This is a genomic window from Cupriavidus sp. 22TCCZM04-2, assembly GCF_057798895.1.
Map to the genome: position 1 here is coordinate 292,838 of NZ_JBYOJS010000005.1, position 7,065 is coordinate 299,902.

General features: G+C 57.4%; 6 protein-coding genes. All 6 read right to left on the reverse strand.

What is annotated here, in order from left to right; all coding sequences use genetic code 11:
• Positions 1-25: 25 nt before the first annotated feature.
• A complete protein-coding gene (locus tag AC3FKG_RS11295) occupies positions 26-3,829 on the reverse strand; it encodes an AAA family ATPase (protein ID WP_488743093.1) in 3,804 nt (1,267 codons plus the stop codon).
• Positions 3,830-3,994: 165 nt separating this feature from the next.
• Positions 3,995-4,384, reverse strand: a complete 390-nt coding sequence (locus AC3FKG_RS11300; protein WP_488743094.1) for a hypothetical protein — start codon at positions 4,382-4,384, stop codon at positions 3,995-3,997.
• Between the two features lie 310 nt (positions 4,385-4,694).
• Positions 4,695-5,522: a YdcF family protein gene (locus AC3FKG_RS11305; protein WP_488743095.1), complete on the reverse strand. Its 828-nt coding sequence runs from the start codon at positions 5,520-5,522 to the stop codon at positions 4,695-4,697.
• 53 nt (positions 5,523-5,575) lie between these two features.
• A complete protein-coding gene (locus tag AC3FKG_RS11310) occupies positions 5,576-5,941 on the reverse strand; it encodes a type II toxin-antitoxin system VapC family toxin (protein WP_488743096.1) in 366 nt (121 codons plus the stop codon).
• Positions 5,935-6,153, reverse strand: coding sequence for a ribbon-helix-helix protein, CopG family (locus AC3FKG_RS11315; RefSeq protein ID WP_488743097.1), 219 nt, complete (start codon positions 6,151-6,153; stop codon positions 5,935-5,937). The genes AC3FKG_RS11310 and AC3FKG_RS11315 overlap by 7 nt, the downstream gene beginning before the upstream one ends.
• 289 nt (positions 6,154-6,442) lie before the next feature.
• On the reverse strand, positions 6,443-7,065 hold a 623-nt coding region (locus tag AC3FKG_RS11320; protein ID WP_488743098.1), incomplete at its 5' end, for a YdcF family protein.

A 7,065-nucleotide genomic window follows, 5' to 3' on the forward strand; every position in this document is an offset into this window, starting at 1 on the left:
CGTCCCGCCCTCAGTGCGAAATGTGTTACTCAAATCTGGGATTCAAAACCAAGGCAAGTTTTGAAGAGATTTGCTCACTCAGGTCGGACGTTTTGCCATCTTCTTGCGTCGTTATCAAGATGCCGCTGGACTTCCCTGCGACGAACTGTTCGATAGGGACAATGCCCTCGGACTGATAAGCAAGTTGCTTTGCCTCCCAGCGGTTACGGTAGACCGGCGAGTTCATTAGTCCGAGATGTTCCCAGTACCAAGTGATGCCTCTACGTTCGTCGCTAATCACGAAGTCCGGCCAGCGCTCTTTTCCTCCAAGCAGCAGTTCTGGCTCATATACATAAGCGATGCCAGCGGCATGTAGCTTATCGGCAATGATCCATTCACTCTTGGATCGAACAAGCTCTCCCCGATCGGTTCTGTAGATCAGCCGATCGTCCAGCTGCACCTTGCGATGACCCAGTTGCACCTCAATTGGGCGTGAGGTCATGAACAAGTTCGTCATTCGGCGCTTTGTCTCCGATGCAGAGTCCAGGCTGAATGGGAACAAATCCTTCAGTTGCCCCTGGACAAGCAGCACGACTTTTTCCTTATGCCGTGTTAGCGCTGTGTACAACATCTCCCGTGTAAGGAGTCGGCAATTTCGCGGAATGACAATGAAGGTCTTGCCAAACTCGCTTCCTTGAGTCTTGTGCACCGTGAGAGCATAGGCGAGTTCAAGGGGGGGCGTTCCTTCCGTGCCAAACTCCCATTCCTTGTACTTAAAGACCACTCCGGGCTGGGTCGCCATCTCCACTTCAAGCTGCTCAAAAACCTTCTTCATGCTCTGCGTTCGGAAGGACCCAGTGACAACGCCGATCTCGCCGTTGGCGACGTAAGAACGGGGCAACTCCGGATAGGTGTCCCGCTCCGACTTGTTCATGACATTGATTACCTTGTCTCCCCACAAGATGCGGCCGGCCCCCATTGGGCGGGGAATTCGTCGTTGATAGCCTGTCCTGGCGCTGAGCTCTAGGGCGGAGGTTCTGTATTGAGTCTGAATGTACCGGTTAATGGCATCTGCACCGACCATTGAGTGCCGCAGTGGTGAAAGCACCTGCCAAGACTCTGCTTTAACTGCTGCACCGCCGTCCTTCTCACTCCTACCTCGCGGCCAGAAATAGACCCTACCCTGATGCTCTGATCCGCCGTAGCTCTGCTCGAACGTGAGTGCGTCATCTACCGAGGAGAGGCCAAGCTCTTTGGCCAACGCTTCCCGCAAGACTGTGTTCAACTGCTCGGTCGTCTCCCACGGGATTACGTCCATATACTTCAAGCCACTGCCCACTTCGATATTCCAAGCCTCGTCGGCGCTCACTGACTGCGAGCCGCCGGCGAACAGGTTCGCAAAATTCAAATCAATGCGCTCTTCACCTGCCTGCTGGCGGCGGGTAACTAGTAGCTCGGCATAGCCTTGGGCCACGCGTGGCACCAACTGCTCGGAGTTGGCCGGACGCAGATGATTGCAGATGTCGACATAGGGTCGCCCGGCTCCGATCGGCGGAAGTTGCTTGGGATCCCCCACGAGGATCAGTCGATCAACGCCATGCAACGCATCGAGAGTAGCTGCAAGCTGGTCTTCGGTTAGCATCGAGCACTCATCGATCACTACCGTGCGATGCGCTGCTGAGCGAGCTGCTTCTGCGTTCATGAAGTAGCGGCCCAATCGGCCGTCATACCGCTGATAGCCATTCAGGAATTGTGCAATCGTCCTTCCCTGGCCCCGCATGTCGCTAGCCTGCTCCAGACGGACTCGCGCCTTGCCTGTCGGGGCCAACAGGAGGACACCACCTTCTTTTACTCCGGGGATTTGACACAGGGCTTTGATCAAGGTGCTCTTGCCAGTGCCTGCCGCGCCCATAAGCACGCTCATCCGAGACTGAAAAATCATGCGAAGCGCGGCGGCTTTTTCTGCTCGCGCCGCACGCTCCAGCTCGTCCCAGTCCGTCTGGTCCTTGTTGCCGTCAATTGCGCTATTCACCAAAGCTGGCCAATCGAATTCATCTGTCTTGGCAATTCCTGCAAGACGTTGACTAACTTCGTCTGCAATGCAGCGCTTAGTATCGCGGTAGCGGCTCAGTTGGTAGTATCGTGATCCATCCTCCTTGATCAGGAAGACCACCGGGCTGAGGTCATCATCGAACAAGGGCAGGAGATCTGAGTCCACCTTGCACGCTGGCTCGATCGGCATGTCTCTCATTCGATCGATCATCCAATGCTGTGGGAGGACCGTGTGTCCCTCCTCGACCGCGGCAGCTTCCAGTCGATCGACCATCATGGCGCGCACACGGCGAGGGTCCGTGCTCTCCGCCACCCGGCTTTCCGCAGGCAGCTCATGCTGGCCTTCGAGATCGCGTGCACCGAATATCCCTCTGTCCACTGTCGCGAAGGGCAATCGGAGTTCGCAGTCTGCCTCGAACATCAAATAGGCATTTTTGCGCAGTTCCTCGTCGGTGAAGAACTGACCGCGAGCTTTGCGCTGTTCACTCGAATACCAGAATGCGGCCTGGTCATCGCTCAGCTCAAACCGGCTCAACAGCTTCAGCAAGGCCTTGCGCCCGATATCTAGCTGCTGCCACTTGCGGGCCAACGTTGGCCCGACGCTGTTCTTCAGATGACGAGGTAGGGTCTCCGGCGCCTTCAGAACATCGTCAAACAGATCCCAACTCGTTCTGCCTTCGCCTTCTTGCTGCTGTGCTGTCAAATGCCAAGCCAATAGATTCCCGCGCTCTACGCCAAATGCGCTCAGTGCGGACCCGAGGCCGGGATACGGACCACGCAGTTTCCAGAGGCGGTTGAGTTCTCGGTCGACCCAGCCCCGGTACTCGTTCCACGGCCCAGGGATCACTCCGCCGATTTCGCGCAAAGCGGCTTCAATTGCGAGCAGCGATGCAATAGCGTTGTCGTGATACAGCAGTTCCGACCCATAGGAATACTGTTCGAACCCCTCATCAGGCGCAAAAGCTACGAACCGTTCCAGTTCTAGGCTTTCGTCTTCTTCTGCGTGAGCCAACAACTGGTGATAGGGAAGAAGGAAGCCATCGATCTTTCCCTTTCCATCGACGCGGATAGAGTGGGCAATCGAACGCTCCCATAAGAAGCCGGAGATGGCGCCTTTCGGTCGTTTGCCTCCTTCGTAGTGGTATTCGGTTGACTCCCCCACACCGGTCACACGCCCCACACCAACGATTACTCGACGCGGCGAGTCCGACAGCGGAGTGCGTTTAGCGTAGAAGAAAACCAGCGATTCCTGGGCCTGCACCGCACTGAAGAATGTGTCCAGCATTACACGCTGATTGGTGCCCTCCTGCACCCAGGTGTCTGGCACCTTCTTGTCCATCGGCGGTTCGCGGCCGGCGTCGTACCCTAGATCCCAGGCCCTTGCCAGGCCCTCCGCATGCCTAGAGCCTTCGACGTTCTCCTTCAACATCCAGCGGAACGGAATAGCTGCGGCGGCGAAGGCGTCAAACCGGATCGGGGTTGGGCCGAAGTGACTGTGCGTGTCAAGAAACTGATAGGGGTGCTTCTTCAACTTGTGGACCGGGAAACTCGCCATGAATGTTCCATGCTCGTCCACACAGGGGGGCAAAGCCGAATCGTCAAAACCTCTGATCGATTGCCCCGCACAAGCTGCTTCTGCCTCTTCTTCCTTGCCAGTACCAATGCGCGGCAACACCATGCAAGAAGTGTTTGCGCAGGGAGCTTGGCACACTGTGCCGTTCCAGGCCTTGTCATGCCAGGGTACTCGGATCGTAATGTGGTGCGTAGGGAGTTGGCGGGCACCTGCTATCAGCGACATAAGCGTTTCCTCTCTCTGGTCTCTATTTCAGTCAGATGCACTATGCGGCAGCAAAAACCTGTAACGCTATTAAAAGGTGTCGTAACTGATGGATGATTGATTCAGTTTTCGCGGCAGGAGTTAGGAATAATAGTGCGCGCACGATTTACATCTGGCAGTAGACGGCTATATGTTTTCATCGCTAAGTGTTGAATCGATTAGGGAAATAATTTCTTCGAGCGTAGTCTCTGTTCCATTAAAATTGGCGAGAGCGGCTTTCATGCGCACATTGTGCAGAATATCTATGAGGTCGGAGACTCTCTCCTCCAATTGCTCAGCCGTTTGCGCCTTTTGCTCCCACCCCCTTACCAAAGCCTGATGGAGAGCCAGGACGTCCGCTTCTTCAAAATCAATATTCGCGATTGCCCGCCGTTCGTAGCCATCCTTGGTAATGTTAACTGGGACACGTTTTGTTCCGACCCAAGGTTCCATATCGGACGTCAAATCTTTTCGGTCTACCAGTTCATGGCGGTCATCGTAAAAATCTACGCTGCTCGGTCCCCTATATACTTTCATGTTTCCCTCCCGCAGAATTCGACTCAGGATGGCATTTGAAATGGCCGTGCGATTCGCAACTATGTCACATGGCGATGCCTCCCGAACTTATCTCTCCCATTATTGGCGACTCTAACGAGAGTGGAAATCCCACTAAGGCATGATTTGGGATTGAAACAAACAAAGGTCTGAACAGGAAACTAGCATCACCCTTACACCTGCGGGTTGTTTCCTCGATGAACAGTTGAACGATGTGGACATCTCCGTTGCCTGCAGTTTTGTGCTGCAATCGCCATAACACGGGGCGGCATCACTTCGGGCAATGGCAAGGCTAATAGCGCGCCGGGCAAATTCGCTCTGTAGATTCAGTACCGCAAAGCGCCGCCACCCAACGCCTCAATACTCCCCCCAACACCCACCCACTGATCGCCGCAAAATACTCCCGCAACCACGCATTGAACCGAAGGTACAAAGGCGTCTGCGCCCCAACGCCGGACACCTCGCCGAACCCCGCCTTGCGCGCAATCCGCACCGCTCGCCATACGTGGAAATCACTGGTCACCACGACAATGGGCGCTGCGGCCGTCACGCCCTGCTCGCCAAGCAAGCGCTGGCTGAACACCAGGTTCTCCTCGGTACTGGTACTGCGTCCCTCGCGCAGGATCCGGTCCGGCGCCACCCCGCGCGCGATCAGGGTGTCGGCCATGATGTCAGCCTCCCGGCATCGCCCGCCGAAGTCCAGGCCGCCACTCACGACGACCTTGGCCGACGGCCAGCGGCGCGCTTGCGCCATGCCTTGCTCCAGTCGTGCCATCAACGTTGGCGAGGCCTCGCAGTCCGGCGAGCCGGAACCGAGCACGATGATGGCTGCGGGCGGCGATGCATGGCGCGTGGCGGGTTCCATGCCGCTGCGGATGCCATGGAAGAACCATCCCACCGTCACCAGCCACGCGGCAAAGGCGCCCCAGCCTGCCGCCCAGATCCATTGGCGCCACGGCTTCGCCGCGCGCCATTGCGCCATTTGCCGCCAGCGCCATGACAGCGCGAGAAAGGCCGCGCCAATGGCCAAAGGCAGCACGATTCCGCAATTGAACAGGCCCATCAGCAGTAGTGCGATGGCGTCGCCCAGCAGCAAGGCACCGGTCAATGCCAGACCCATGCGGCATCGGTGCTCGGTTTCTCAGATATGTGGATGCTTGTCTCGTGCTTTTCCTAGACTTTGTACGGGACACGGACACCCGGCTCATCGGCTGGAAAGTCCTTGGTATTTCGTGAGACTAGCAGCAGCGAATGAACCTGTGCTGTGGCCCAGACAATCGCATCGGGAAGTCGAATCCGCTTGGCCTTCCGGATCTCGACAGCACGATTCGAGATAGCGTGATCGAGGTCGATGACTTCGAAAGACGCCAGCCATGCCCGGATGGCTGCCTCGTCCTCTTCAGAGGTTCCAACGAGAACTTCCATCCACGTGATCGTGCTGATCGCGCGATATTCATAACGAGCCAGTTCCTTCTTTGCCGCACCGATCCCGCTCAAGTAGTCGATCAGGATGTTAGTGTCAAACAGCGCCTTTACCATTCCGAGCGCAGCTCCTGCTGATAAGCGAGACCATCTACCTTCTTGCCCTTCCAGAGTCCAAATACATCGGCCCCGATAGCGCGCTTACGCTGGGAGATATACGCTTCGATTGCGTCTCGGATGATGGCCGCACGTGGACGATGCTCAGCCTCCATGATCACCGCCAACTCTTCCACCTGTGCTTCCGGCAAATCAACCAGAATTCGACTCATGGCATGCCCCGAGTTGATATATTGATATACACATCATATATCACTATGCGACCGAGTACCAGTCGTAATGCGCTCTATCAGGCACGTGTATGAGGACGTAACCCCAATGGGGACCATAAACGCTTGGGAAACCGCGCACTACTTGGCGTCCTCGGATAAATGCAGGAGGCCCCCTGTTGGTGTTCCACGGGTTACAGCCCGGTTCAGGCATCAGCTCAGCGCAAGAAAACTCCTGGCTGGAGGGCTTCCACTCAAGCTCGGTAAGAAAACGCGTAACGTACCCAACGCCTCAATACTCCCCCAACACCCACCCACTGATCGCCGCAAAATACTCCCGCAACCACGCATTGAACCGAAGGTACAAAGGCGTCTGCGCCCCCACGCCGGACACCTCGCCGAACCCCGCCTTGCGCGCAATCCGCACCGCTCGCCATACGTGGAAATCACTGGTCACCACGACAATGGGCGCTGCGGCCGTCACGCCCTGCTCGCCAAGCAAGCGCTGGCTGAACACCAGGTTCTCCTCGGTACTGGTACTGCGTCCCTCGCGCAGGATCCGGTCCGGCGCCACCCCGCGCGCGATCAGGGTGTCGGCCATGATGTCAGCCTCCCGGCATCGCCCGCCGAAGTCCAGGCCGCCACTCACGACGACCTTGGCCGACGGCCAGCGGCGCGCTTGCGCCATGCCTTGCTCCAGTCGTGCCATCAACGTTGGCGAGGCCTCGCAGTCCGGCGAGCCGGAACCGAGCACGATGATGGCTGCGGGCGGCGATGCATGGCGCGTGGCGGGTTCCATGCCGCTGCGGATGCCATGGAAGAACCATCCCACCGTCACCAGCCACGCGGCAAAGGCGCCCCAGCCTGCCGCCCAGATCCATTGGCGCCACGGCTTCGCCGCGCGCCATTGCGCCA